Consider the following 23,602-nt stretch of genomic DNA (forward strand, 5'->3'; position numbering starts at 1 on the left):
GAGTCGTCAACAGGGGATCCCTTCCAGCGTGAGCAGCGCCTGCTTGATGGGCAAGCCCCCCGCATAGCCGGTCAGGCTGCCGTTCTGGCCGATCACCCGATGGCAGGGGATGATGATCTAGAGCGGGTTGCGGCCGTTGGCGGCACCCACCGCCCGCACCGCATTGGGCTTGCCGATGGCGCGGGCGATGTCGCTGTAGCTGCGGGTCTCGCCGTAGGGGATGTCGCAAAGCGCCTGCCAGACCGCTTGCTGAAACGCCGTGCCTCTTGGTGCGAGCGGCAGGGTGAAGCGTTGCAGACGGCCGGCAAAGTAGGCCTCAAATTGTGCGAGAAAAGGGGCCAGCGCCGTCTTGTCCTGTTGCCAGCCACTCATGTCGGGCAGTGCGCGCAGTCCCGCCACGAAGTCCACGTGCTGCAGGCCGTGCTCGTCGATGGCTACCAGCAGATCGCCGCAGCGGCTGGGCAAGATATCGTAGCGGATCATGGGGTTGTCTCCTCTGCTTGGTTGTCGCTTGCTGCGCGGCCTGGTGCCGACTCGGTCAGCAGGGCCGGCTCTTCACTCATGGCATGCCACAGCCAGCTCGCCGCGTAGCCGCGCCAGGGCCGCCACCTTTCGCTGTGGGCCAATACCGCTTTCACCGGCAACTTGGTGCCGCCCCCCAGCGCCTTCAGTAGCACCAGATCCGAGGCGGGGAAGGCATCCGGATCCAGCCCGCAGCGCAGCCGCCAGTAGGCGACCGTCCAGGGGCCGATACCGGGCAGTGCCAGCAGCTGTTCATCGCTGGCGCTGAGCAAGCTCAACTCGCCGCTGGCCAGCGCCTGTGCCAGCCCCTGCAGCGTTCTGATCCGGCTGCCGGGCATGCCGATACCGTCCAGGTTGAGCTCGCACAGCTGGGCAGGGGTGGGCAACTGCGCCACCCCGAATTGTGCCTCGGTGCGCGCCACCAGCCGTCCGAGTATGGTGATGGCCCCCTTGACCGACACCTGCTGGCCGACGATGGCGCGCAGCATCACCTCGTACTCATCCCAGCCGGCGGGCAGCCGAACCCCCGGCCAGCGCGCCTGCAGGCGTGCCAGCAGCGGATCCTGCCCGAGCCGCGCACCGATGCGCTGCATGTCGGCATCGAGATCCCACATCCGGCGCACCCGATACAGCAGATCCGGCAGCGCAGCGGGCGGCAGATCATGGACGCTGAGCTGCAGGCTGTGCCCCTTGCCCTGGCTGATGCGCACCCGCGCGAGCTGATCGCCGACCCGGTGCCAGCGTTCATAGACCTCGCCATCTACCCGCTCCAGCCCCGGAATGGCGCGCAGCCGGTAGAACGCCAGCATGGCCGCCACGTCGTACGGGGGGCGGTAGGGCAGTTGCAGCGTGAGCATCGCCCCCTCCTCGGTCTGCGGTTCAGCCTGCGTCAGGGCGGCGGCGTCGCCGGCTGGCTCGTTCTGACGGCGCAGCGCCCGCGGCGCCAGCCCGTATGCCTGTTGCCAGGCATCGTTGAAGCGGCGAATGCTGGCAAAGCCCGCCGCAAACGCGATGTCGGTGATGGGCAGCCGGGTTTCGGTCAACAGCCGCTTGGCAAGCAGCAGCCGGCGCGTCTGCTCCACCTGTTTCGGCGAGGCGCCGAGGTGTTGCTCGAACTGGCGGCGCAGCGTGCGCTCACTGATGCCGGCCTGTTCCGCCAGGGTGGTGAGCGAGCCTTCCGCCAGTTCGCCGCGATCGATCCGGGCCAGCAGGCGCGCCAGCGTCGGCGGCAGATCGCCGGGGGCGGCGGGCGCGAGCTCAGGCCGGCAGCGCAGGCAGGGGCGCAGGCCGTGTTGCTCCGCTGCGGCGGCGCTTTGGAAGTAGCGCACGTTGTGCTCGTGTGGCGGCCGCGCCGGACAAACAGGCCGGCAGTAGATGCCGGTGGAGAGCACGCCGGTAAAGAAGCGGCCGTCGAAGCGCGCATCGCGGGCCAGGCGGGCGGCATGGCACTGTTCGGCGCTGAGCGGCAGGTCTGACTCATGCTCTGCGGCCGGCGGCATCGTCATGGCGTGATCTGTTGGCATCGGTGGCTCCTTGCGCCGAAAGCGGGGTGGGCGCGGCGGCCCGGATGAGTGAGAGACTAAGCAGGAACGAAGGCGATGACTAGCCAGAAACGGACAGCAATTGAAATAAAGCCGAGGCCGCGCCCGCGATCGCAGGGCGTGAAAAACAGATCGGTTTGGCAGGGCAAGTGTGCGAATCTGGGGTGACAACATCCAAGGAGGAGAGAGCCATGCCAGGACCCGCACGTGCCGGCGCCCTGATCTATGCCAGGGATCCCGGCCTGCTGAGCCACTTTTATCGCACCCTGCTGCAGATGGAGATCCGCAGCCAGAGCGACGAGCTGATCGTGCAGGAAAACGCCGACATCCAGCTGTTGCTGCACGCAATCCCCGCTCCCTATGCCGAGCAGGTGGTCATCACCACGCCGCCGCAGCTGCGCGAGCAGGGTGCCATCAAGCTGTTCTTTACCGTGCCGAGCCTCGCCTGGGCGGAGGCGAAGGCGGCCGATCTCGGTGGCGGCTTGCTGCCGCAGCAGTGGTCCGGCCCCGGTTTCGTGGTGCGCAATGCGTTCGACCCCGAGGGCAACATCCTGCAGCTGCGCGAGTTTGTTGGCGTGCCGGACGGGCGCTGACGCGCCGTGTCACCATGAAAAACGGGGCCGCGAGGCCCCGTTTGTTATCTGCTGGCGGGCGCGCTGGCCCTACTTCAGATAGCGCAGCTCCAGATGGCGGCGCAGCCAGTGTGGATTCAGCGCCTCGCCGGTGGCGCGGCTGACCAGCTCGTCGGTGCCGTAGCGGCTGCCCTGGGACCAGATGTGGCGACCCAGCCAGGCGAAGATCTCCGGCAGGCGGCCCGCCGCGATCAGCTCGCCCATGTTGCCGAGCTCCCGCTCGAGTGCGAAGCGCAGCTGCGCCGCGTACATGGCGCCGAGCGTGTAGCTCGGGAAGTAGCCGAACGAGCCGTCGGTCCAGTGAATGTCCTGCATGCAGCCATTCTGGTAGTTGCCCTGGGTGGAGAGCCCCAGCCACTGCTGCATCTTGGCGTCCCACAGCGCGGGGATGTCCGCCACCTCGATGCGCCCCTCGATAAGGTCGCGCTCCAGCTCGTAGCGCAGGATGACGTGGGCCGGGTAGGTCACCTCGTCCGCATCGACCCGGATAAAGCCGGGCTCGACCCGATTGTAAAGCTTGACCAGGTTCGCCGGCGCCAACGCCGCCTGCTCGCCGAAGTGGGCGCGAATGTGCGGCGCCAGCAGCGTGAGGAAGGCGGGATCATGGCCGAGCTGCATCTCGCAGAACAGGCTCTGGCTCTCGTGAATGCCCATGGAGCGCGCCTCGGCCACCGGCTGGCCCAGCAACTGGCGCGGCAGGCCCTGCTCGTAACGGGCGTGACCGGTTTCATGGACTATGCCCATCAGGCTGGAGACGAACTCCTTCTCGTTGTAGCGGGTGGTGATGCGCACGTCGGTCGGCACCCCGCCGCAGAACGGGTGGCTGCTCACATCGAGTCGGCCATGGGCAAAATCGAAGCCGAGCAGCCCCATCACCTGCTGCCCGAGCGCCTGCTGGGCGGCGATGGGGAAGGGGCCTTGCGGGATCTGCACCGACTCGCGCTTTTGCTGCTCGCTCACGGTCCGGATCAGGTTTGGCAGCCAGCCGGTCAGATCGCCGAAGATCTCGTCGAGCCGGGCGCTGGTCATGCCCGGCTCATAGAGCGCCAGCATGGCGTCGTAGGGGCGTACCCCCAGCGCGTCGGCACGCAGGCGAGCCACCTCGCGCGAGAGTGTCACCACCTCGGTGAGGTTGGGGGCAAAGCCTGTCCAGTCGTTCTCCTTGCGCTGGCGGCGCCAGGCGTGCTCGCACTTGCTGCCAGCGAGCGACAGCGCCTCCACGAGATCCCCGGGCAGCAGGCTTGCATCTTGCCAGTGGCGCTTGATCTCGCGCAGGTTGGCGCGCTGGAGCTCATCCAGCGGCTCGCTCTCGGCCTTGGCAATCCAGTCGCCCAGCTCGGGGGCTGTGCTCTTGTGGTGGATCAGCAGCCCCAGTTCGGCCATGGCCTCGGCGCGGGCTTCGTTGCCCCCCTCCGGCATCATGGCGGCCTGATCCCAGCCGCAGATGGCGGAGAGGTGGGAGAGGCGGTGCAGCTGTTGCTGATGTTGTTCGAGTTTCTGGTATGACATGGGATTGTCCTTGTTATCGTCCCTGATGGTATGCACCCCGTACCTGGCATGATCGGGGCCGCCCGATGCTAGCACTGCCATCCACCCTGGTGCCACCCTCAGGCAGTCAGCCGAGGCGCTTCTGGTGGCGTTCGCGGTTCTCTGCCTTCTTGCGCTCGCTCTTGCGCAGCAGCACGTAGAGGGCACCGCCGCCGCCGTGGCGACGCTCGGCGCTGTGCATGGCCATCACCGCCGGCAGTTGCGGCAGCCAGGCGCTGACATAGCTTTTGAGCAGGGCGCGCGGCGTGCTGCGCTCTCCCTTGCCGTGCAGGATCAGCAGGCAGCGGATGTCGCGCAGTTCGCAATCCGCAATGAACTGCACCAGGCTCTGGCGCGCTTCGTTCAGGGTCTTCTGGTGCAGATCCAGGCTCGCCTGCAGCTCGTATTTGCCGAGTCGCAGCTTCTTGTAGACCCCCTCCTGCACCCCGTCGCGCTTGAAGCCGACGATGGCGTGGGGATCGAGCATCTCGACCGCTTCCATGCTGAGGTGATCCAGGGCGAGTTGCTCGGCGGTGGCGGCCTGGCGCCGCGCCAGCTGGGCGTCGGTCGGGCTGCTGCCCGCCGTCTGGAGGCGGATATGGTCGTTGCGAATGGGGCGCACATCGGCCACTTCATTGCGAAACAGTGAGAGTTCGTCGTTATGAGACACGGCAGGCTCCCCGCAGGTGGAATGAGCGGCCATTATAGCGGGCGGGGGCGGATCTGAAAGTGGCGGGCGCGCTGGTGGCGCCGGGTTGCTCAGCCCGTGAGCAAAGGGGAGGCAAGGGTGGGATCAGGCGATCGGGGATCGCCTGACGCAGGCTTATTGGCCCTCTTTCGGCGGCTTGGCGTTCATCACCTTGTAGATGAAATAGGCCGCGTAGGAACTGATCAGCAGGAAGGTACCGATAATCACCAACATGGACATCAGTCCCACGCTGTTGCCGAACATCAGGTTCATCCAAAATTCCATCTCATGCACTCCAGTCATCCCATTGATGACAGGCATGATAGATACCTCTTTGGGAGCAAAGAGATGATCTCGATCAAGTCCTTCTGTGGTTATTAAATCGGCAGCCTGATCTGTGAGCGCCCTCCCATATAAAGACCCTGGCGGGGCCGATGTGGCCCCGCCTGCGCCTTATTGGCGGGGCTGCTTGCGCGGACCCGGCTCGGTGAGCGGGGTGATGCGCCAGCCCTGTTGTTCCAGCAACGCGAGTAAGCCCTGGTCGCCGTAAAGATGCAGCGCTCCTACCACGATGAAGCTCTCGTTCGGCAGGGTGGACCATTTCTTCAGCCAGTTGTGGTTGCGCTCCGCCAGCAGGGTCTGCTCGAGCCAGGCCTGCAGCTTGGGTGGCGCCATTTCCGATTTGAGCAGGTTGATGAGGGTCGCCTCGTCCCCCTCTTCCCACGCCTTCATCACCTCGCGAAAGCCGCGCTCGAGTTCGGGCAGCTCGTCGAGGGTGCTCTCCAGCATCAGGGTCTGGTTGTCACCGACGCTGGCGAGGTAGCCGAGCTGCTCGAGCAGGGTCTCGAAGCCGATGATGGGCTTGCCGCTGTCGCCGGCCTGCTTGGCAAAGTGCTGATCCACCCCGAGCGCGCTGCGAAAGTCGGTGCGCTCCAGCGCCGCCTGGGTGAGGGTGATGGCGGCGAACCAGGGGCGCAGTGGAGCCAGCATGTTCTCGGTCAGGCCGTTCTGGCCGGCGGCGATGATGGTGCGCCGGTAGAGATCGAGCGGCACGTGCTCCTTGAGGGTCTTGCCGTCCACCAGCCGGGTGATGGCCCCCATCTCCTGCCACTGTTGCTGGCTGATGTGGGTCAGGTCGACCTCCAGCACCAAGGCGCGGCTCTGCAGCCAGGCCCGCTCGATGGGGTCGGGCAGCGGATAGAGCGAGGGCTTGCCCGCGTGGATGGAGCCCAGCAGCCAGTGCTGCTGATCGCCCTTGCTGACCTTATAGAAGGCGGGGTCGGCAAAGGCGCTCAGCGGCAGCAGCAGGCAGAGCAGGAAGGGGAGCAGCAGGCGATGGAGTCTCATGGGGCACCTTATGTCAGCGGATGGCTTCTCTTCGTCACAATAACCCCTATGATAAGTCCTCATTTGTCACAGCCAAGAGGTTTTCCCATGCCCCACCTTCGTTTTCGGGCCGTCTCCGTCGACACCCTCAAGCAGATAAGCGCCCCCCTGCTGGCGGATCTCTGTGCCCTCACCGGGGGCAAACCGGAGTTCGTCACCCTGGAGAGCATCGACAGCCACTGGGTGCGCGAGGGGGAGGTCGAGGCCGGCTTTCCGTTCGTCGAGCTGGTCTGGTTCGAACGCCCGCAGGAGCTGCAGGACGCGGCGGCGGCGCTGATCACCCGTCACCTGAAAGCGGTGCTGGGGGAGCAGACCTATGTGGTGGTGCAGGTGCTGCCCATCGTCAAGAGCTGCTATTACAGCAACGGCCAGCACTACTGAGCGGGGACTGCCAGGGATGGCGGCTTGGCTGATTCAAGCCACTCTGGTGCCGCATTCTGGTGCCGGTTGGTGGGGATGAGACGAAAGGCGACGACGCTCGTCGTCGTCCCTGGCTGCAGGCTGCTTGCGGGCGTGCCGGGCAGCGAAGTGGTCGCCGTCAGGCCGACTTGGCGAGGATCCGGTCGAGCAGGCGACTGGGCAACAGGCGGCGCAGCACCCCGAACAGCCGGGTCGGGAAGGTGACCGGGTAGCGGTGTTTGGGGCGCGGGCTGCCGAGTGCGTGCAGCAGCGGCGCAATGCAGGCCTCGCTTGGCAGGGTAAAACCGCGGGCACCCCCTTCACGCTCCAGCCGGCTCAGGGTCTGCTGGTAGGCGGCCTGATGGCGGCTGGCGGCGGGCTCTATGTGGCGCAGGAAGGCGGCGCGGGCATTGGCCCGAAAGCGGGTGTCGATGGGACCCGGCTCGATCAGGCTGATCTGCACGCCGCTGCCGGCCAGCTCCAGGCGCAGGGTATCGGTATATCCTTCCAGCGCGAACTTGCTGGCGTTGTAGGCGCCGCGATATTTCATGGCCACCAGCCCCAGCACCGAGCTGTTCTGCACGATGCGCCCCTCGCCGGCCGCCAGCATGGCCGGCAGCAGCTGGCGAATCAGGTGGTGCCAGCCAAACAGGTTGGTGTCGAACTGCTCGCGCAGCGCCTGGGTGGGCAAATCCTCCAGCGCGCCGGGCTGGCCGTAGGCGCCGTTGTTGAACAGGCCATAGAGGCGGCCGCCGGCCAGTGCCTGCGCCTCGGCCGCGCCCCTCTCTATGCTGGCCTCGTTGGCCAGATCCAGCTCGACCGCCAGCAAACCCAGCTGGCGCAGCTGCGCCACGTCCTCGGCCTTGCGGGCGGAGGCGATGACGGTGTAGCCGTGCTGGCCGAGCGCCTTGGCGGCGGCCAGGCCGATGCCGCTGGAGCAGCCGGTGATCAGAACGAAGCGGGACATGGGCGCATCCTTGTGTGACGAGGCAGGCAGAAGCGCCTGCGGTTTTGCATGTTAACCCGCTGATCAGAAAAAAGAAAACCGGGCCAATCGGCCCGGTTTGCTAACTTCAACCACCTGCTTACAGGATGGTGAACGGCATGATGATGTGGAACTTGACGTCTTTCTCGGAGGCGAAGATGTTGGGGTATTCGGTCCAACCGCCGCCCTGGCTGATGTCGTTGTTGTAATCGGTGTAGTGCAGCTTGAACAGGGTACCCTTCAGCTTGCCATCCTGCACTGTGTACATGACGTCGAAGTTGGCTGCCCATTCGGTATCTTCACCGTTGGTGGCCTTGGTGCCGTCGCCTTTCTGGATATCCCAGCCGTAGGCACCGGAGACACCGACGGACCAGCCAGGTGCACCCACCAGATCATCCAGGGAACGGGTCACGCCGAAGTACAGCGCTTTCTCGTTGTTGGCGTTCCAGTCGGAGCGGGAGTCCCACCAGATTTCGTTCGCGCCCTGGGAGTTGCCGTAGCCACGGGTCAGACGGGGCAGGTAGTTGCCTTCGTTACCCTCGGCCTTGGTCCACAGACCTTCCAGACGGAAGCCGTACGGGCCCATGCCCCAGGCGGCGGTCAGCGCTTGCTGCCATGCCAGACCGTCGTAAGTCTCGATGTCGGCACCACCCTTCTGATAGGTCTTGGTGTCGGAACCGTAGAACTGGTAGCTGGTGGAGAGACCGTTCAGCACGTCGAATTTATGGGCCAGCTTGAAGTGGTAGCTGTCCATGTAGTTTTCGGAGTTACCGTAGGAACCGGTGATGGCGGTGCCGTTCTCGAAGGTGTAACGGGCGGCGACACCCTGGATGTAGTCGATGACGTTTTCATCGGCAAACGGATCCATCCATGCCTTGGCACGGGAGAACTTCTGAGTCTCTTTGTACCAGGGAGATTTGTACTCGTCGGCGATGGCGTAGGTCAGGTAGAGACCACCGAAGTTACCCTCGATCTGGCCACCACGGTAGGTACCCGGCTGATAGGACCAGTTCACGCCGATCACGCCCGGTACGTAGAGCTGGGTCAGACCACCCTTGGCGGTGAGGGCACCGTCCAGCGCCTTGAATTTCAGCGAGGCGTTGGCCAAGCTGAAGCCGCCTTCCGGGGAGCCATCCTTGTAGTTTTCGCCCCATTTGTTGCCGGCGAAGGAGAATTCGTTCTCCTGGTTGACCGGGTGGTTCTCGGTCACGGCCAGGTCATAGGCACCGAAACCGCCCACATCGATACCCACCACGTCCCAGGCGTAGCCGGAGTTGAAGTTCAGGGAGGCCTGGGTGGTGGCGTGGCTCAGGTTGGACTGGTACTTGCCTTCTTTGTTCTTGGCAGTGGGGTCGCCATCGATACGCTGACGATCACGCTGGAAGTAGAAGAGGCCACCGTTGAGTTTGCCTTCTTCATAGAATTTGCTGGCGGCGGCTGCATAGGTGGGGCCGGCTTCGTCGGCAGCCAACACCATACCGGGGGCGAGCATGGCAGCAACGATGGCTGCGCTCAATGCGGCACGTTTGAAGATCACTTTTTCCATTTTGTATTGCTCCTGATTTTATGGACTTAGCTTTTTTTGTCCGGCAGTCAGGCAAGCGCCCGCCGCTCGGTATTGGCATTGCAATCAAGACCCCGAAGGGCAAAAAGTTCGAGTATGTCGGCTGCGGCCGCGACGTCTTGGCACATCTGCGGTGGTGCAGTTCTGTTCATCACATATTTTGTTTTTTTGTGTTCCGATCCTTGGCTATCGGACAATCCAAGAGTACGTTCGCGGTGCGAAATATCAATGGAAAGTTCCCACCAAGTTTCAAAAATATGACCGAGTGCAAATAATCATGACGCTTGCTGTGGACACTCCTAGCCCGCTGATATCGGTGATGACAACGTTTTCAGATGAAATTGCCGGCCGATCCGGACGGATCGCACGCTGCAGAGGGATCTTTCTTCGTTAACCCGCGGATAACAGATAATTTTGTGCCACAAAAAAAGATAAACCCCTGCGCGATGGCAGGGGCCGGGTAGGGAGGTGCCGGCTAAACCGGCGCGGCTCAGGCCTGGTGTCCGAGGATGCGCGGGATCTGGCTGGCCTGGTGGTGGATGTGCTCCGACACCTGCACCGAAAGGCGGCTGCCCTGGCGGGCGTGCTGGCTGATGCGGCCGATGAGATCGGCAAAACTGGCCAGCTTGTGCTCCTGGCTCTTGGCGTTGTCGGCCCCCTGCAGGGCGATGACCGCCGTGCTGCGCGCCATCTCCCGCACCGCCTGGGTGGTCTGGCGCAGCTGCTCCGCCTGCTGGCGCTGGGCGGCGGCTTCTGCGGTGATGCGCGCCAGTACGGTGCCGAGCTGCTCCCCCGCCTGGGTGAGTCTGGTCAGGATCTCGGTGATCTGGCCGAGGGAGCGCTGGGTATCGGCAGAGAGGTGGCGCACCTCGTCGGCCACCACCGCAAAGCCGCGCCCCTGTTCGCCGGCCCGCGCCGCCTCGATGGCCGCGTTGAGCGCCAGCAGGTTGGTCTGCTGGGAGATGTGGCCGATCACGTCGACGATGGCGGTCACATCTTCCACCGAGCGCTTGAGCTGGGCCAGGGCGCCACCGCTCTCGTCGATGGCAAGCCCGGTCTGGGCGGTGGCCTGCAACATGCCGCCCACCAGTTGCTCGCTCTGGCTCATGGAGTGCTCGTTGTGCTGGGCGTGCTGCGCTATCTCGGCAGCCACCTGATGCACCTCGCCAGCCAGCTGGTTCAGCTCGCTCATCATCAGGTCGCTCTCGTCCACCGCCTGCTCCGTGGTGCGGGTGCTGTGATGGATCTCCTGCACCTGGTTGACCATCCCCTGCAGACTTTGCGACACCGCCGAGAGCTGGCCCTCTTTCTGCTGCTGATCCTGCTGCAGTCGCAGGATGAGGCGGTTGTAGCTGGCGACAATGTCGGCCAGCTCGTTGCGCTCGCGCCCCTCTGGCAGGGTCTCGGCCTGCCCGGTCTCGTCGAGCTGCAGGAAGGCCGTGCGCAGGCGCAGCAATGGCCTTACCAGCCAGCGGCGCTGCACCAGCGCAAACAGCAGGGCGACCAGCACCAGACAGAGCGCCAGACTGCCGAGGATGGCGGCCAGCCGCTGGTTGACCGCCTGGCGGGCGGCGGCCAGTTCGCTGCCTATGTGGCCGGTGGCCTGCAGCATCTGGCCTATGTCTTGTTGCACCGCGAGACGGCCCGCCTGCTGCTGTTGCAGCGCCTTGCGGCTGTTCTCCAGCTCCTGCGGGTAGCGCTTGAGCAGCGAGAGCAGTTCGGCTTTGGGCAGATCCCCGAGCTCCTTGCGTTCCGGTTCACCCAGGGTGAATTCGTCGGCGGGGGGCGCCTCGAACAGGCCGAGCGGCGGCAGGGCCGCCAGCTGCTCAGCCTGTTTTTGCAAGGCTGCCAGCTCGAACTGCAACCCTTCCAGCAGCTTTGGGCTGGCCTGCTCCATGTAGTTCTGGCGCAGGTGAGCGAGCCCCGGCAGGGCTGCCAGCAGGTCACCGGACAGCTGGCGATAGCGCTCGGCGCTGGCCGGGTCGCTCCCCATCGCCCCTTGCTGGCCGTAACGCAGCAGCGCCCTGGCCTGATCGGTCAGCTCGTTCTCGGCATTTTGCAGCAGCCACTGGCTGTTGCCGGAGAGCTTGCCGGCCGCCAGATAGTCGCTGTCGATGCGCGCACCCATCTGTTCGAGCAGGGTGCGCAACTGGGCCGTGAGCGCCACATCCTGCTGGGCGAGCTGGGCAAGCGCCTGCTTGCGCACCGCTTCGGCCTCGGTCAGCCGCAGCGGATCGCCGCTGGCGAGGTAGTCGCGCAGGGTGCCCTGCAGGGTGCCGGTGAGCCGCTGCTGCAGCCGTTCGTGCTGGTACTGGGCCTGCTCGGCCTGGTTGAGCTGTTGCCAGCCGTGCCAGAGGGCACCGACCTGCACGGCGGCGACCAGCAGCAGAGCGAGAGAAGAGAGGGAGGCGTAATGGGCAATTTTCACGGCAGCATTCCTGCTTGTTGAACCACGGCGATGGGCGTCGGCGTGAGCTTAAGCAGCAGAGATGGCGCTTTTATGACAGTCAGCCCGGCGGCCTAGGCTGACTGTCGAGGGGGACTGGATTATTGCAGTGGGGCGGGGGCTTCCTGCTGCTGGCGGGCAGGGGGCTTGCCCAGCATGCCGAGCAGGGCGCCACCTATGATGAGGGCGCCGGCCACCAGGTGACGGGGGGTCAGCTGCTCACCATTGAGCAGCACCAGCAGCAGCGTGCTCAGCAGCGGCGTCAGATAGGCCAGCGCGCCGATCCGGCGCGGATCCCCGTCTCGCAGCGCCAGATACCAGGTGACGAAAGCCGCCCCCATGGGGCCGAGTGCCAGCCCGATGATGAGGCCCCAGTCACCGGTCGGGATGCGGGCCACCGGCAGCGGTCCCTCCAGTAGCCAGGCCAGCAGCAGTGCCAGCAACCCGGCGGGCAGACAGGCCGCCGCCGTCATCACCGCCGGGGCCGGCGGCAGCCGGCGCGACAGCACCGAGTAGGCGCCCCAGACGATGGCGGCCCCCAGCGCCAGCAGATAGCCCGGCAGATAGGCCTGTTGCAGCTGCAGCTCGCCGTTCACCATTACCAGCACTGAGCCGGCCAGGCCCAGGGCGCCGGCCAGCAGGTGACGACCGTGCAGCGGGTGACCCGGCAGCAGCAATGGGGTGAACAGGATGATGCACAGTGGCCACAGGTAGTTGATGAGGTTCGCCTCCAGCACGGGGGCGTGGCGAAAACTCATGAACAGCAGCAGGTGATAGAGCAGCAGGGCGCTGATGGTCACCAGCCAGTTGACCGGACGAGCTCGCCACTGACGCCAGAATGGCAGGGCACCCGCCCCGCAGAAGAACAGCACCAGCCCCACCAGCACCAGCGGCGACACGCTGGTAACCCGGGAGGTGAGCGCCGCCAGCGAGGCCCACAGTACTATGGTCAGCAGCGCCAGCCCGGTGGACTTGTCCCACCACGAAGCAGCAGACATCCGACACTCCTTTGCAGATGAATGAACAAAAAGAGGGCCAGTCTAGCAGACCGGCCCTCCTTTAGGCGCAGTGGTTTTGAGCGTGGCATCAGCCTAAGACCCGCAGGCAGGGCCTATACCGGTCGCTTGCTACAGACCGAAGGTCTCCTGCAGAGCCAGCATGGCTTCCGGGCTGACTCCTTCCGGCTCGAAACCGCTGGCGAGACACATCAGGTGTAGCTTGGCCCCCTTGTTTGCCACATCGACGAAGTCAAAGGCCATCAGCGCATCCGTGCCAGTGGCCACAGCCCCATGTTTTTCCCAGATGGCCACATCGTGCTGGCGCAGGGCGGCCGTGGTGCCATCCGCCATGGTCTGGCTGCCGGGCATGCAGTAGGGCACCACACCTATGCCGCGTGGCACAAAGGCCCGCACCTCGGGCAGCATCTTCCAGCAGGCGTGGGTGTAAGCGGCGCTGTCGCGGGCATAACGGGGATGGTGAGAGAGTGCAATCAGCTCGAGTGGATGGGTGTGTACTACGCAGCGATCGGCTGCGCCCCTGCGCTGCTTGTCCATGACGATCTCCACGTGGGAGATGAATTCGCTGGTGGGCTGGTAGTCGTGCAAGCCACGGCCTCCCCACAGGATATGGTAACCCCGGGCCTCGTCATCGATCCGCAGGATGCAGCCTGCGAGCTCCGGGCTGCGCAGCTCTCGAATGCGTTCCCCCGTGCCCTTGACGAAGAAGACATGACCGGCGCTGTCGGCCGGGAAGGCGCCTTCCCCCCCTACCATGGACAGGGGGCAGTGGGGATACTGGCTCAGGTCTGCGGGCGCCGGACCAAAGATGTCGGTGAGATCGACGGAAATGTTGCCACCGTTGCGCTCGGCCCACTCCCGTTGCCACAAATAGGCGGATACCTCGACGACTTTTTCGATTTCAGCCCGCACGGCTGCGTTGAATTCAATCTGCTGCATCATTCCCTCTACCTTGCATTGAAGAGCCATTGTGAATGGGGCCCACTGTAACCAGTGGCGCGCCGCCGAGCCTCAACGGGGACGCCAAGTCATGAGGGGAGTTGGCCGGATTTTCAAGAAGTGCACAAAGGGGTGGGGATTGGATGCCAGTGGATGCAGGCTGCCGAAAACAGAGAGGCCGCCCGGGGGCGGCCGCTTGTCGGTCGGGTTCGTGGTCAGAACGCGGCCTGATAGAGGGCCAGCAGCTCTGCCTTGCTGGCTACTCTGGGGGCACAGCCGGAACAGGGATCGGCGGCAGCGGCATCGATCCAGCCGGCGAGATCCCCTGGCTGTATACCGAGTTGATGCAGGCCAGAGGGAATACCCACCCGAGCGGAGAGGGCACGAATGGCCTGGATGGCGGCAACGGCGGCACCAGCCTTGCTCATGGCGCTGGTATCCACACCCATGGCGGCGGCTATGTCGGCGAAGCGATCCTCCCTGACGGCCAGATTGAATTCGCAGACCACCGGCAGCAGGATGGCGTTGCATACGCCATGCGGCAGGTTGTGGGTGGCGCCGGGCTGGTGAGCGAGGGAGTGCACATAGCCAAGCCCTGCGCTGTTGAACGCCATGCCGGCCAGGAACTGGCCGTGTGCCATCATCTCGCGAGCGGTCAGATCCTGGCCGTTCGCCACCGCTTGCGGCAGATATTCGGCAATCACCCGGATGGCGGCGAGGGCCGAGTGATCGGTCAGCACATGAGCACCGATGGAGACATAAGCTTCGATGGCGTGGGTCAGGGCATCCATGCCGGTGGCGGCGGTAACGGCCGGGGGCAGCCCCACCATCAGGGTGGGATCGTTGACTGCCACAGTTGGGATCAGTGCCGGGTCTATGATGACCATCTTGACCTTGCGCCGGGTGTCGGTGATCACCGCATTGCTGGTCACTTCGGCGGCCGTGCCCGAGGTGGTGCTGATGCAGGCCATGAAGGGGCCCGTGTGGACGACCTTGCCGATACCTTCGAAGTCATGGATCTGTTTGCCCGGGTTGGCAACCAGAGCGCGCACCGCCTTGGCGGTATCCATGGCGCTGCCGCCGCCAAAGCCGATGAGGGCATCGCACTGTCCGGCTTGCCAGCTTGCCAGTGCCGCACTGGCCACCTTATCGGTCGGGTTGGGCTCTACGCCGTCATAGACCAGGGGGGTGAAGCCCTGATCCCGCAGCGCCCCGAGCAGACCGTCCAGCAGGCCGAACGAGATCAGGGCCCGCTCGGTCACGATCAGCGGACGACGGGCGGGCTGGTTGCACATCAATTGCACCAGATCGTAGATAGCGCCACTGCCGGACAGGCTGAGCTGGGGTAGACACAATGCAAAAGCCATCAGATATCCCTCTTCTTTAGATGAAATTAAGGGGATATTAAGCTTGTTGTGGCGGAAGGCCTTTAACCTTTGGCCAGTGAGGAAAATATAGTGGCCAAGAAGTGAAGTTTATTTATGGCGTTTTCTATATTGCAGTGGTGTCAGTTCAAAGGCATGGTGAAATTTACTCGAGAAATAATTCCCATCATTGAATCCACTCTCAAAGGCAATATCGGTAACCGATTTGTTGGTATGGCTGAGCAACCAGGATGCATGGCAGAGTCGTACTCGTCCGAGATAATTGTTGGGGGTCAAGCCGGTATGTTCCTGTATTTTTCGGTTCAGGGTGCGCAGTGGAATGGAAAAACGTTCAGACAGTTCGCTCCAGTCGATCTCTTCCTGATAGTTTTCATCGAGATAATTAATGAGGGCCAATAGCCTTTCCTGATCTCCTTCCCCCTTGCCGCCAGCTTCCCCTCCTTGCTGATGGGTACGCCAGAGCAGCACGGCCAACTGGGAAAACAGTGCTTCGATCATCACCGGAGAACAGGCATCTCGCCGGCTGTTTTCTGCCGCTATCTGGTTTAGCAGCAGCTCGCTCTGTGGTTGCAGGGAAGGGGGTAGTTGCAGTCCGCCACTGGTAGGATGGCAGCTGGTTTGCAGCAGGGTTTGCAACCCGTCTGCGAAGTGGAATCCCTCCGGCCTGAACAGCACGTTGGTCAGGCAGAGATCCTTCATCTGATCGAACATGTGGGCATCGTCTTCGCGCAGGTAGAAGACACTGCCGCGGCGGATATGCACGGCGCTGCCGTCCGTGATGTGGATGGCACAGCCAGACTTGATCAGTACGAGTTCATGAAACGAATGGCAGTGCTCCGGAAAGGGTTCCTGCGGAGCGCGTGGCAATACGTTGATGACTTTGTTGTGGTCAAAAAAATCGGTCTGCTGCAGGCGAAACATGGTCGCTATCTTCATAAGGTAATAATCAGTGAATATGCGCAGGAGCCGGCTCTGGTCAATCAAATAGCACGGATTTCGTGAGGGTTTTCACAGTTACCTCGCATTTATTTATTGATGGGTCTCGATTGCCTCCCTTTACGCTGTAGCATTATTTGATATCACTCACACAATTGTCATTCAGCCTCTATTTCTCGATTTTTATGCCAGTTGAACATATTTATTTGGCCACAACAGAAAGGTTGCCAACCATCAGGGAACCTAGAGTAACGACATCGAAATTTATGGAGTCGGTTCGATGTCAGTCAATATTGCAGCAGTGGATTTAGGTGCCTCCAGCGGGCGGGTAATATGGGCCAGCTATGATCCGGTCAATGAAAATATCACCATGCAGGAGATGCATCGCTTTACCAATGGCATGGTGCATAGCAATGGGCATGATTGCTGGGAACCGGAGCGGCTCTTTTCCAATATATTGCTCGGGCTGGAAAAAATTGATGACGCCGGCATTGTGCTCGATGCGGTGGGTATCGACTCCTGGGGGGTCGATTTTGTCCTGCTGGATGCGGCGGGCCAGATGCTCGGTGATGCTGTGGCCTATCGCGATGCCCGTACCGACGGCGTGCCGGAGCGGGTCTGGCAGCAACTGTCCCGCGATGAGATCTATCGTCGCAGCGGTATCCAGTTCCTCAAGTTCAACAGCCTCTATCAGATCCGGGCCCTGCTCGATGAAAAACCGGCCTGGCTGGACAAGGTCACCCGCCTGCTGCTGATCCCCGATTACCTGCACTATCGGCTGACCGGCCAGTTCAGCTGTGAATTTACCAATGCCTCCACCAGTCAGCTGGTCAATGCTCGCAGCAGGGATTGGGATCCCGAACTGATCGCGCTGATCGGCGAAGGGGGCAAGTGGCTGCAGCCGATCGCTGCCCCCGGCACCCGGCTGGGTCACTGGATCAGCCCCTCCGGTCGTCAGGTCAGCGTCATCCTGCCTGCCACCCACGACACCGGCTCGGCCATAGTCGCCACCCCGCTGAGCGGGCGCGGCGCTGCCTATATCAGCTCGGGCACCTGGTCGCTGGTCGGGGTCGAGCGCAATGCCCCGCTGACCGATGCTGCCGCCCTGGCTGCCAACCTCACCAATGAAGGGGGGGTGGAGGGGACCTGGCGTCTGCTCAAGAACGTCATGGGGTTGTGGCTGGTGCAGGGGCTGCAGGCGCTGTGGCCGCAGTTGGGCTTCGCAGAGCTGGTGGCGCAGGCGGAACAGGCCGAGCCCTTTGCTTACCTCATCCACCCCAACGACGAACGTTTTCTCAATCCCGCCTGCATGCGCAGCGCCATCCAGCACTTCTGTCAGGAGACGGGACAGGGCACGCCGCAGACCCCGGGCGAACTGGTGCGCTGCGTGCTGGACAGTCTGGCGCTGTGCTACGACCAGGTGCTCAGGGAGCTGGAAAACGTCACCGGCGAGTCTATCACCAGGCTGCATATCGTCGGCGGTGGTTCCCAGAACCGGTTGCTCAACCAGCTTTGCGCCGACATCTGCCAATGCACAGTGCTCACCGGGCCTGTGGAGGCTTCGGCGCTCGGCAACATCGGCTGGCAGCTCAAGGGGCTGGGCCTTTTACAGGATCTGACGGACGTGCGCCGCCTGATACGCCACAACACCCGCATCGACACCCTGCATCCGCATGAGGTCCCGCAGCTGGACTATTACCGGACGCGCTTTGCCGCGCTCTGCGCGCACACCCATTCAGACACGTTAATCGAGGAAGTTGTATGAACCCGAATATTGAAACCGCCTTTTCCCTGGCCAAACAGCAATATGCCGCCCTCGGCGTCGATGTGGATCAGGCGTTGACTACCCTGGCCACCATTCCCGTCTCCATGCACTGCTGGCAGGGGGACGATGTCGGTGGCTTCGAAGCGGATGCCGGCGCCCTGACCGGCGGCATTCAGGCGACCGGCAACTATCCGGGCAAGGCGCGCGATGCCATCGAGCTGCGTCGCGACCTGGATCTGGCGATGTCACTGATCCCGGGGGCCAAGCGGCTCAACCTGCACGCCATCTATCTGGAGGCGGAGAGCCCGGTTGCGCGGGACAAGATTGAACCCAAGCACTTTGCCAACTGGGTGCGCTGGGCCAAGGAGAGAGGCGTGGGTCTGGACTTCAACCCCAGCTGTTTCTCCCATCCGCTGAGCGCCGATGGCATGACGCTGTCACATCCGGATCCCGAAATCCGCCGGTTCTGGATCGATCACTGCAAGGCGAGCCGCCGCATCTCGGCCTCCTTTGGTCAGGCGCTGGGTACGCCGTCCGTGATGAACATCTGGATCCCGGATGGCATGAAGGATCTGCCCGCCGACCGGCTCGGACCGCGTCAACGGCTGATGGCGGCACTGGATGAGGTGCTGGCCGAGCGGATCGACGAGGCGCACCACATAGATGCCGTGGAGAGCAAGTTGTTCGGCATAGGAGCCGAGTCCTACACGGTCGGGTCGAACGAGTTCTATCTGGGTTATGCCAGCTCCCGTGACATAGCCCTGTGTCTGGATGCCGGCCATTTTCACCCCACCGAGGTCATCAGCGACAAGATCAGCGCGGCCTCTCTATTTGTCCGGCACCTGCTGCTGCACGTCAGCCGCCCGGTGCGCTGGGACAGCGATCACGTGGTGCTTCTGGATGACGAAACCCAGGCCATCGCCAATGAAATCATCCGCAATGAGTTGCTAGAGCGGGTGCATATCGGCCTCGACTTCTTCGATGCCTCCATCAACCGCATCGCGGCCTGGGTTATCGGTACCCGCAACATGAAGAAGGCGCTGTTGCGTGCTCTGCTCGAGCCCATTGAGATGCTGCGTCAAGCCGAATGCAAGGGGGATTACTCGACCCGCCTGGCTCTGATGGAGGAGACCCGCAGCCTGCCGTGGCAAGCCGTCTGGGACTACGCCTGCGCCCGTGAAGGGGTTGCGGTGGGCGTCGACTGGCTCGACGCCGTCAAGGAGTACGAGGTGCAGGAGCTGCTCACTCGTCGCTGAGTTCACCCTCTGCTGACGCCCGCCATCTGTGGCGGGCGTCAGAAAAACAACAAAAACAGCGCGGTTGTCATCAAGGACGCTTCCCTCCATCGGGAAGCAAAAACACAATCAAACCTCAAGCAAGGAACATCTCATGTCTGCAATCGTATCGGGAATCGGTTGGCATCTGGTTGGCGCCGCCTCGGCGGCCTCCTTCTATGCTCCCCTCAGCAAGGTCCAGCGCTGGTCGTGGGAAACCACCTGGGCCTTCGCCGGCCTGTTTTCATGGATCCTGTTGCCCTGGCTGGTCACCTCCACGCTGATCGATGACTTCGGCGCCTTCTACAGCGTGGTGGACAGCAAGGCATTCTGGGGCATGTTTCTGTTTGGTGCCATGTGGGGGATAGGCAATGTCAACTATGGCTTGACCATGCGCTATTTGGGCATGTCTCTGGGCATAGGGATCGCCATCGGTGTGACCCTGGTGATGGGCACCCTGATGCCACCCATATTGCGTGGGGAATTTGTTCAACTGCTCACCACGGCCAGTGGCCAAATCACCCTGCTCGGTGTCTTTGTCGCATTGATCGGCATAGGCATAGTCACCTGGGCTGGGCATCAGAAAGAGATTGCCCTGGGCACGACTACCCAGGAATTCAACCTGAAGAAGGGGCTGCTGCTGGCGGTGATGTGCGGCATCTTCTCCTCGGGATTTGCCTTCGGTCTGGAAGCCGCTGCTCCCATCCGGCAGGCATCGCTAGCGCTTGGCATCAACCCGCTCTACGCCGTGTTGCCGAGCTACGGCATCATCATGGGCGGTGGGGCCATCGTCAACATGGGCTACTGCTTCATCCGGCTGGCAACGCGCTCCGAACTGTCACTGCGCAATGATCTGGCCCAGCCAGCGCGGAGTCTGCTGCTTAATGGCTTGCTGGCCGCGGCCGGTGGCATCATGTGGTATCTGCAGTTCTTCTTTTATGCCTGGGGCGAAGCCAGCATTCCCGAACATCTCTCCTTCGTAAACTGGATGCTGCACATGAGCGGTTATGTGTTGTGTGGCGGAATCGTGGGGCTGTTGATGGCGGAATGGAAAGGGGTCGGCACTCGTCCGGTGCGGATCCTCTGCATTGGCATGCTGGTGATAGTCGGTGCCGCCAATCTGGTCGGCATGGGTATGGCATAAGGAGCGATAAGATGATCCGCAAGGCATTCCTGATGTCGGTGCACCCTGGCTGTGAGGTGGAATACCGTCGCCGTCACGATGAGCTCTGGCCCGAGCTGGCCGCAACTCTGAAGGCGCATGGGGCCAGCAACTACAGCATCTTTCTCCATCCGGAGAGCTGTCAGCTGTTTGGTTACGTCGAGATTGAAGATGAGGGGCGCTGGTGCGAGGTGGCCAGTACAGCTATTTGCCAGCAGTGGTGGGCTTATATGCAAGAGATAATGCCATCGCACCCCGATAACAGCCCGATCAGCATGGAGCTCTCCTTGCTCTTCCATCTGGCTTGATAGCGGGTGTGTCATCCGACTCAAAAACGACCAAGGGGTTGGCATCGTGATGATGCCAACCCCTTGTTTTGTATGGCGCTCCCGACTGGAGTCGAACCAGTGGCCTGTCCCTTAGGAGGGGATGGTTATAAGAGCTTTTAAATAAAAAATTTTGTTAAAAAACAATGAGTTAAGAGTTCTTATGGATTTGAATAGCGCTGAAATAGCGCAAAATAATGCTTGCAAGGCATGCAGAAATGCATTATTGGGTGGTGAGATGAGGTTACGAGATGGCGTCCCAGGCAGGATTCGAACCTGCGACCTTGCCCTTAGGAGGGGCGCGCGCTATCCAGCTGTGCCACTGGGACGTGCGTGCATTATATAAAAATACTAATAAAAATAAACAGCTGCGTAGATTTTCTGTCGGAAAGCTTCTTTTTTAGCCTGATTGGGTGCTTGTTGTTCAGATTTTTTGGTAGGGAGCCACCACACGGCAAAAAATGATTTTTAGTCCTCGATTGCTAACTCCAATCTGACCTCATTAAGGCTTATGTAGTGCCCTTTTTGCCATTCATGATATCGATAATTGGATCGCCTGCGGCCACCGAGGCGCAGATTGGCCCGTTGTCAGCCGACAATCACTGTTTGCCAGGGTCTGAGTTCCATTTCACGATACCTGTAGCAGTTCCGGCCTATTTGGGTTTTGGCGCAGATCACCTCGTTGTCAGCCGACAATCGCTGCCTGTCAGGGTCAGATTTCCATTTCACGATACCTATAGTAGTTCCGGCCAGCGGGTACTCAGGCACAGATAAGCCTGTTGTCAGCCGACAATCACTGTTTGCCAGGGCCATATTTCCATTTCACGATACCTGTAGCACATCGGGCCAGCGGGTACTCCGGCGCAGATCAGCCCGTTGTCAGCCGACAATCGATGTTTGCCAGGGTCAAAATTCCATTCCACGATACCTGTAGCAGTTCAGGCCAGCGGGCCACTCTGGTGCAGATCAGCCCGTTGTCAGCTGACAATCGCAGCCAGTCAGCAGAGAGGGTTCCATTTCACGATACCGATAATGCGGTTGTCAGCGGGGCTGAGGTGCAGATCACTCCGTTGTCAGCTGACAATCGCAGCCAGTCAGCAGCGAGGGTTTCATTTCACGATACCTATAGCGGTTCCGCACTCGGGCACACCGGTGCAGATCACCTCGTTGTCAGCCGACAATCATTGTCTGCCAGGGTCAGAATTCTATTCCACGATACCTGTAGCAGTTCAGGCCAGCGGGCACTCCGGCTCAGATCACCCCGTTGTCAGCCGACAATTACTGCCTGCCAGGGTCAGAATTCCATTTCACGATACCTGTAGCACATCGGGCCAGCGGGTACTCCGGCGCAGATCAGCCCGTTGTCAGCTGACAATCGCAGCCAGTCAGCAGCGAGGGTTCCATTTCACGATACCTGTAGCACTTCGGGCCAGTGGGTATTCTGGTGCAGATCAGCCCGTTGTCAGCCGACAATCGAGCTTGCTGGGGTCAGATTTCCATTTCACGATACCTGTAGCAGTTCCGGCCAGCGGGTACTCATGCACAGATCAGCGTGTTGTCAGCCGACACTCGCTGCCTGCAATGAGCCAAATTCCATTTCACGATACCTATAGCTGATAAGCCCCGATGTCGAGCAGCACAAAACAGCGTGTTGTCAGCCGACAATCGCTGCCAGTCAGGAGCGAGGGTTCCATTTCACGATATCTATAGTAGTTCCGGCCAGCGGGCACTCTGGTGCAGATCAGCCCGTTGTCAGCCGACAATCACTGCCTGCCAGGGTCAGAATTCCATTTCACGATACCGATAATGCGGTTGTCAGCGGGGCTGAGGTGCAGAACACTCCGTTGTCAGCTGACAATCGCTGCCAGTCAGCAGCGAGGGTTCCATTTCACGATACCGATAATGTGGTTGTCAGCGGCCACTGAGGTGCAGATCCCCCGTTGTCAGCTGACAATCGCAGCCAGTCAGCAGCGAGGGTTCCATTTCACGATACCTATAGCGGTTCCGCACTCGGGCACACCGGTGCAGATCACCTCGTTGTCAGCCGACAATCACTGTCTGCCAGGGCCAGGTTTCCATTTCACGCTACCTGTAGCAGTACCGGCCAGCGGGTACTCTGGTGCAGATCAGCCCGTTGTCAGTCGACAATCGATGTTTACCAGGGGCGGAATTCCATTTCACGATACCTGTAGCAGTTCGGGCCAGCGGGTACTCTGGTGCAGATCAGCCCGTTGTCAGCCGACAATCGAGTTCGCTGGGGTCAGATTTCCATTTCACGCTACCTGTAGCAGTTCCAGCCTACTGGCGCTCTGGTGCAGATCACCTCGTTGTCAGTCGACAATGGATGTTTACCAGGGGCGGAATTCCATTTCACGCTACCTGTAGCAGTTCCAGCCTACTGGCGCTCTGGTGCAGATCACCTCGTTGTCAGCCGACAATCGATGTTTGCCAGGGTTAGATTTCCATTTCACGCTACCTGTAGCAGTTCCGGCCAGCGGGCACTCCGGCTCAGATCACCCCGTTGTCAGCCGACAATCGATGTTTGCCAGGGTTAGATTTCCATTTCACGCTACCTGTAGCAGTTCCGGCCAGCTGGCACTCCGGCGCAGATCACCTCGTTGTCAGCCGACAATCGATGTTTACCAGGGGCGGAATTCCATTTCACGATACCTGTAGCAGTTCGGGCCAGCGGGTACTCTGGTGCAGATCAGCCCGTTGTCAGCCGACAATCGAGTTCGCTGGGGTCAGATTTCCATTTCACGCTACCTGTAGCAGTTCCAGCCTACTGGCGCTCTGGTGCAGATCACCTCGTTGTCAGTCGACAATGGATGTTTACCAGGGGCGGAATTCCATTTCACGCTACCTGTAGCAGTTCCAGCCTACTGGCGCTCTGGTGCAGATCACCTCGTTGTCAGCCGACAATCGATGTTTGCCAGGGTTAGATTTCCATTTCACGCTACCTGTAGCAGTTCCGGCCAGCGGGCACTCCGGCTCAGATCACCCCGTTGTCAGCCGACAATCGATGTTTGCCAGGGTTAGATTTCCATTTCACGCTACCTGTAGCAGTTCCGGCCAGCTGGCACTCCGGCGCAGATCACCTCGTTGTCAG

General features: G+C 61.8%; 18 protein-coding genes, 1 tRNA gene and 1 pseudogene. 6 read left to right on the forward strand and 14 right to left on the reverse strand.

Annotated features, from left to right (window positions below; translation table 11 throughout):
* Nucleotides 1–6: 6 nt before the first annotated feature.
* Both E5E97_RS09680 and E5E97_RS09685 read right to left on the reverse strand, forming a co-directional pair.
* Nucleotides 7–483: pseudogene (locus tag E5E97_RS09680) on the reverse strand (methylated-DNA--[protein]-cysteine S-methyltransferase).
* The gene (locus E5E97_RS09685) at nt 480–2,045 is read right to left on the reverse strand and encodes an AlkA N-terminal domain-containing protein (protein WP_171280213.1); all 1,566 of its coding nucleotides are present in this window, start codon (nt 2,043–2,045) and stop codon (nt 480–482) included. The pseudogene E5E97_RS09680 and the gene E5E97_RS09685 overlap by 4 nt, the downstream one beginning before the upstream one ends.
* Before the next feature lie 209 nt (nt 2,046–2,254).
* Here E5E97_RS09685 and E5E97_RS09690 point away from each other — a divergent pair, with 209 nt between their 5' ends.
* Nucleotides 2,255–2,656: a VOC family protein gene (locus E5E97_RS09690; RefSeq protein WP_024944412.1), complete on the forward strand. Its 402-nt coding sequence runs from the start codon at nt 2,255–2,257 to the stop codon at nt 2,654–2,656.
* Between the two features lie 69 nt (nt 2,657–2,725).
* Here E5E97_RS09690 and E5E97_RS09695 read toward each other — a convergent pair whose 3' ends face one another.
* From E5E97_RS09695 to E5E97_RS09710, 4 genes are all read right to left on the reverse strand, one after another.
* Complete coding sequence (locus E5E97_RS09695; protein WP_171280214.1) at nt 2,726–4,204, reverse strand: carboxypeptidase M32; 1,479 nt, start codon at nt 4,202–4,204, stop codon at nt 2,726–2,728.
* 106 nt (nt 4,205–4,310) lie between these two features.
* Nucleotides 4,311–4,892, reverse strand: coding sequence for a DNA endonuclease SmrA (smrA, locus tag E5E97_RS09700; RefSeq protein ID WP_029301641.1), 582 nt, complete (start codon nt 4,890–4,892; stop codon nt 4,311–4,313).
* A 153-nt stretch (nt 4,893–5,045) separates the two neighbouring features.
* A complete protein-coding gene (locus E5E97_RS09705) occupies nt 5,046–5,195 on the reverse strand; it encodes a DUF3149 domain-containing protein (protein ID WP_064773827.1) in 150 nt (49 codons plus the stop codon).
* A 168-nt stretch (nt 5,196–5,363) separates the two neighbouring features.
* Nucleotides 5,364–6,257: a TraB/GumN family protein gene (locus tag E5E97_RS09710; RefSeq protein WP_171280215.1), complete on the reverse strand. Its 894-nt coding sequence runs from the start codon at nt 6,255–6,257 to the stop codon at nt 5,364–5,366.
* An 87-nt stretch (nt 6,258–6,344) separates the two neighbouring features.
* On the opposite strand from E5E97_RS09710, the gene E5E97_RS09715 reads away from it, so the two are divergent.
* Nucleotides 6,345–6,677: a DUF1904 family protein gene (locus E5E97_RS09715; RefSeq protein WP_039215483.1), complete on the forward strand. Its 333-nt coding sequence runs from the start codon at nt 6,345–6,347 to the stop codon at nt 6,675–6,677.
* A 157-nt stretch (nt 6,678–6,834) separates the two neighbouring features.
* Here the strand turns inward: E5E97_RS09715 and E5E97_RS09720 are convergent, their stop codons facing one another.
* From E5E97_RS09720 to E5E97_RS09750, 7 genes are all read right to left on the reverse strand, one after another.
* The gene (locus E5E97_RS09720; RefSeq protein ID WP_043159901.1) at nt 6,835–7,662 is read right to left on the reverse strand and encodes an SDR family oxidoreductase; all 828 of its coding nucleotides are present in this window, start codon (nt 7,660–7,662) and stop codon (nt 6,835–6,837) included.
* Nucleotides 7,663–7,780: 118 nt separating this feature from the next.
* Complete coding sequence (locus E5E97_RS09725) at nt 7,781–9,226, reverse strand: OprD family outer membrane porin (RefSeq protein ID WP_113995764.1); 1,446 nt, start codon at nt 9,224–9,226, stop codon at nt 7,781–7,783.
* A 508-nt stretch (nt 9,227–9,734) separates the two neighbouring features.
* Entirely contained in the window at nt 9,735–11,672 is a 1,938-nt protein-coding gene (locus E5E97_RS09730) for a methyl-accepting chemotaxis protein (protein WP_171280216.1), read from the reverse strand.
* A 119-nt stretch (nt 11,673–11,791) separates the two neighbouring features.
* The gene (locus E5E97_RS09735) at nt 11,792–12,688 is read right to left on the reverse strand and encodes a DMT family transporter (protein WP_171280217.1); all 897 of its coding nucleotides are present in this window, start codon (nt 12,686–12,688) and stop codon (nt 11,792–11,794) included.
* Nucleotides 12,689–12,817: 129 nt separating this feature from the next.
* Nucleotides 12,818–13,648, reverse strand: a complete 831-nt coding sequence (gene rhaD, locus E5E97_RS09740; protein ID WP_029303770.1) for a rhamnulose-1-phosphate aldolase — start codon at nt 13,646–13,648, stop codon at nt 12,818–12,820.
* 212 nt (nt 13,649–13,860) lie between these two features.
* On the reverse strand, nt 13,861–15,012 hold the full coding sequence (locus tag E5E97_RS09745) for an iron-containing alcohol dehydrogenase (RefSeq protein WP_118881765.1): 1,152 nt from the start codon (nt 15,010–15,012) through the stop codon (nt 13,861–13,863).
* Between the two features lie 108 nt (nt 15,013–15,120).
* Nucleotides 15,121–15,951: a helix-turn-helix domain-containing protein gene (locus E5E97_RS09750; protein ID WP_205421750.1), complete on the reverse strand. Its 831-nt coding sequence runs from the start codon at nt 15,949–15,951 to the stop codon at nt 15,121–15,123.
* 295 nt (nt 15,952–16,246) lie between these two features.
* Between E5E97_RS09750 and rhaB the strand changes: the two genes are divergently transcribed.
* The 4 genes from rhaB to rhaM all read left to right on the forward strand — a co-directional run bounded on the left by rhaB (nt 16,247) and on the right by rhaM (nt 20,475).
* Nucleotides 16,247–17,731 carry a rhamnulokinase gene (gene rhaB / locus E5E97_RS09755; protein ID WP_118881764.1) on the forward strand — a complete coding sequence of 495 codons (1,485 nt, stop codon included), beginning with the start codon at nt 16,247–16,249 and terminating at the stop codon, nt 17,729–17,731.
* The gene (locus tag E5E97_RS09760; protein WP_118881763.1) at nt 17,728–18,987 is read left to right on the forward strand and encodes an L-rhamnose isomerase; all 1,260 of its coding nucleotides are present in this window, start codon (nt 17,728–17,730) and stop codon (nt 18,985–18,987) included. The genes rhaB and E5E97_RS09760 overlap by 4 nt, the downstream gene beginning before the upstream one ends.
* Before the next feature lie 133 nt (nt 18,988–19,120).
* A complete protein-coding gene (rhaT, locus tag E5E97_RS09765) occupies nt 19,121–20,149 on the forward strand; it encodes an L-rhamnose/proton symporter RhaT (protein WP_171280218.1) in 1,029 nt (342 codons plus the stop codon).
* 11 nt (nt 20,150–20,160) lie between these two features.
* Nucleotides 20,161–20,475, forward strand: a complete 315-nt coding sequence (gene rhaM / locus E5E97_RS09770) for an L-rhamnose mutarotase (protein ID WP_029303765.1) — start codon at nt 20,161–20,163, stop codon at nt 20,473–20,475.
* Nucleotides 20,476–20,745: 270 nt separating this feature from the next.
* Here the strand turns inward: rhaM and E5E97_RS09775 are convergent.
* Nucleotides 20,746–20,822, reverse strand: a tRNA-Arg gene (locus tag E5E97_RS09775).
* Nucleotides 20,823–23,602 lie beyond the last annotated feature (2,780 nt).

The sequence above is a fragment of the Aeromonas sp. 2692-1 genome, from assembly GCF_013085505.1.
Classification (GTDB): domain Bacteria; phylum Pseudomonadota; class Gammaproteobacteria; order Enterobacterales; family Aeromonadaceae; genus Aeromonas; species Aeromonas hydrophila.